The following is a 3755-nucleotide window of genomic DNA, read 5'->3' on the forward strand; positions in this document are numbered from 1 at the left end:
CAAGCACATATCAAGCGCAAGCCACGATTTTCCGACTTTTGGTGCTCCTGCTAAGATATACAGACCTTGTGCAAGCAGATTGTCAACTACAAATTCAATCGGTTTGTACACTGTGGTCATGATTTCCTCGCAGGACTTTGAGTTGAACTTTTTCAATTTATCAAGCCTCCTATTCAATTTTCAAGTTTCTGTTGCTTTTCGTTTTAATTTACTTTGTAAATCGCATTCAAATTTTTTACGCACATTAATTAAATTTCCGATATCAATATGTAACCAAAACAAAAAAGCCCGTACACTTTTCAGTTTCACGATTTTTACAAAAGGATATAGTTATCCCGTTGTTACCAAAATCGTGCCTGAAACATGTACGAGCTTAAAGCTCTAAAAGTATTTGCCGATATGTTTATCTAAGTAAGAGGCACTTACTGTTTAATTTTATGTTGAACTATGTCGTCCCTATTTAATATTATAGCATTGGAACACTCGTTTGTCAACAGCCTATTTAAATATTTTGCTCACTTTCAGTTATGGTCATTTAAAACGTAGCATTCATAATTCTGCATAAAAAATCGCCGCACAGATTTTAGTCTGTACAGCGATTACTTTTATCATGTATACAATATTTGATATTAAATCACAATATTTAATGGAAACATAATTACTGCTAATATGCAGGCTATGCCATCTAATAAGGCGTGATTTATTGGATTAATCAACATCAAAATCACTGATTCCCTTAATGACTTTGGATCACATTTAAATAGCAAAAACATATTTGACACAACCGTACTTATTATTGCACCAAAAATTATACCTATAAAGGAAAGTACAAAGAACGATAAACAAGTTATGATCAATGAAATTAATATAACTATCAATATTGAAATAATATGTTCTGTCACATTGATTTTATTTTGATAGATTAAAATTAATGCAAGTAATCCACATATAATACCAATGCTCCCTCCTATATTCAAAATTATAGATTGATCATTTTTCATAAAGGATGATGCAATAATTACAATAATCTGCGGAATAATGACAAAAATAATTGGCACTATCATCGACATGATTTTTCCCTTTTTCATAAAATCAACTCGCTTTTAATTTGTGTAAATAATCATTAGCTAAAAAGTAATATGTTTCCGGCATATGACCGTTTACCATACCTCCTACATTTATAATGCCGGTCTTTGAGTCCGCACCAGATTTGCAAAATTCATTTTTAGCTTTTTGATACTTTTCTGCTACTTTAAAACCAACAGTGCCTTCCTCATAATGCAATATATGCCACTTCAAAATCTCGAACCGCTTTTTCTCTCCAAAAGTCTACCATCTTTGATATCTACGATAAAATCCGTACCGTAAAAATCATTGACAATCACACTGCCATTTTTATATGAAAGCCCAACATATGGAGTGTATTGCAGCTTTGGAAACCTTTTTTTTGCTGATTCTATCTGCCAAGTAATTTTACCATGAAAATCAACTGAGTAAACATTATCATTATTATCAATGTCATATGGAGTTTTTATTAGTACAATTACCTGTGAATCAAGAACAAGGACAGTATCAATCTCAAACTGAAATTTTACCAGCTCGTTATTAACATACAATGCATTTTTATGTATTTTTAAAATAGGCATAGTTAACCTCCGATATCATAATAATCGTTCGTTTGTGAACTTACCAATAAACTGACCCATTAAATCATATTGAGTTCCGCCGCCGTTCCCCCAATTTATTATTTTATTGGCGATTCCATAACGAACAGTACTTCCTGCAGGAATTTCAACATCACAAATATATTTAGGTTCATACTCCAAAGCAAATTTGTTTTTTATCTATGACGGTGTTAGACCTTCAATTTGCTCAGCTTCCATTACCCAACCTCCGGTTAGTTTTCCAGACTCTCGATAAACCCTAACAAATTTTGTGTTTTCTTTAAGTTTAACGGTTATGGTCTTTGTCCCAGGTTGATAGGGTGGTTTGTAGTTAGAATTGGTTTTAAATTCGCTGTTTACTTTTTCAGCTGATTCTATTTTGACAATATCGCCTTTTTGAGATATTTTAGAAATATCATCTAATGCAGCTTGCTGTTTTTTAGATAATTCAAAAGAATTAACAGCTTTGGTGTTCTTAGCCTGAAAAGCATTTTCTAACACCCAAGTAGATAAGAAAAACTGAAAAGATTGTGTCCAACTTGTATAACCTATGCTCATTATCTGAGACCAAGAAGTTTCGTCTCTATAATTAAAATATTCTGTATAATAAATTTGGAATGCAGCTTTATCGCATTTATACCCTAATGACGCTAAATCCTCAATCACTTCGTCAATCGCATAATCAGCATGTCTGCGATAAACATTTATGTAATCTATCGCAATAATAGGGGAGCATTCGAATCTTTCACAAAATTGTGCCAAATACTGTATTTCAAAAAGTTCAGCTGAATCAAAAAAGTCAATAATTTTTAATTGGTCATCAGTTGCAGGATGAATCGGGTCAAAATCGCTGTCATCATCTAACCCATCTCCATCAGTATCCTCATTCCAAGGATCCGAGTTGTATCTGAACACTAATGAAGAATATTCCGCATGGCCGCCTGTAGAATCCTTTTTGATTACAAACTTAGGATTTTCGATTGAAATTTCTTCTCCATCAAGCAATCCGTCCCCGTCACAATCCGGATTTTCAGGATCGGTATAGAAAATCTGTGCATTAGAAACAACCAATCCCGAAACCTCAAATTCATCTGGAAGACCGTCGCCGTCCAGATCCTCCATGTTCTGAAGATCAAAATGATTATCTCTTGACAAATCGTTATAAATAGCTTCAAGCTCCTCGGCAGTCGCTGCCGCAAAGAATTGTCCTCCGGTAGACTCGGCATATGATTTCAGCCTGCTGTTGCTTGCACCGTAACCTAAACCAATCGTATGTATTTTTATCTTTTTATCCTGCGCCTTTTGTATATACTCCTCTGATATATTTACATCTCCGTCAGACAGAAGAATAATATGTCTGGTATACCAATGTTCAACGCTTTCCAATTCATCAATGGCGATCTTAACGGCAGCCTGTGCATTTGTGCCACCTGAATTATATGGCTTTACTGCACTCTTTAGCATATCCTTATCATTTGAAAAACCGCTTACAAGCTTAGCAGAGCTTTCATAACTGATCAGAGCCGTTTTGTCAGTCAATGTCATTGAATCTATATAATTATCTATTGCAAGCTTTCTGTAGCAGGTAGGATAAGAATAAGCTATCGTCCCGTCCTCGTTATATATATTATAATTAAAGGTACGGTCATTGCTACTCATACTTCCCGAACAGTCGTAACAAATCACGGTAGCAAGCGGTTCGTAGGTATCTTCAAATTAAAGTGAAGCTTTTTTCCAAGCATTGAACCACTCTACTTTGTCCACCAGCATATACTTACTGAAGTGTGTAGTCTCCACGCTTACAGTTGAATTATCCTCATCAAGCACAGTGTCCAGCTCAACAAAATTGTCATTTTCTTCATCATACCATAAAAACAGCAGATTGTCAAATTCGGTATCACCAAGCTTAGACTTATCGATCACATAAGTAAGCGTAGCCTTATCAAACTGCGAAGTCGTTTTGATTTCAAAAGGCTCGCCCACAAGACCTACAACCTCTGAGCAGAGTATATCCTTGTTCATAATGCTTTCAACAGTAGTGGCTTTCTGGAGATTGCCCGTACCCTCCATAGACACACGAACTTCGGTAAC

Annotated in this window: 5 protein-coding genes and 1 pseudogene; all 6 read right to left on the reverse strand. The window is 35.1% G+C overall.

Features of this window, described 5'->3' with window-relative positions; translation table 11 throughout:
- On the reverse strand, positions 1 to 120 hold a 120-nt coding region (locus AB5627_RS14120; protein ID WP_368369917.1), incomplete at its 3' end, for an AAA family ATPase.
- A gap of 509 nt (positions 121 to 629) precedes the next feature.
- Complete coding sequence (locus AB5627_RS14125) at positions 630 to 1088, reverse strand: hypothetical protein (protein WP_265291133.1); 459 nt, start codon at positions 1086 to 1088, stop codon at positions 630 to 632.
- A 4-nt stretch (positions 1089 to 1092) separates the two neighbouring features.
- Positions 1093 to 1284: a hypothetical protein gene (locus AB5627_RS14130; protein WP_147338046.1), complete on the reverse strand. Its 192-nt coding sequence runs from the start codon at positions 1282 to 1284 to the stop codon at positions 1093 to 1095.
- A gap of 11 nt (positions 1285 to 1295) precedes the next feature.
- Entirely contained in the window at positions 1296 to 1646 is a 351-nt protein-coding gene (locus AB5627_RS14135) for a hypothetical protein (protein WP_117858710.1), read from the reverse strand.
- Positions 1647 to 1844: 198 nt separating this feature from the next.
- Positions 1845 to 3350, reverse strand: coding sequence for a VWA domain-containing protein (locus tag AB5627_RS14140; RefSeq protein WP_265291132.1), 1506 nt, complete (start codon positions 3348 to 3350; stop codon positions 1845 to 1847).
- 30 nt (positions 3351 to 3380) lie between these two features.
- Positions 3381 to 3755 (reverse strand): annotated as a pseudogene (locus AB5627_RS14145) (hypothetical protein); the annotation flags it as partial.

It is taken from the genome of Ruminococcus sp. RTP21198st1_G1_RTP21198_201120, assembly GCF_040924265.1.
Taxonomy (GTDB): domain Bacteria; phylum Bacillota; class Clostridia; order Oscillospirales; family Ruminococcaceae; genus Hominimerdicola; species Hominimerdicola aceti.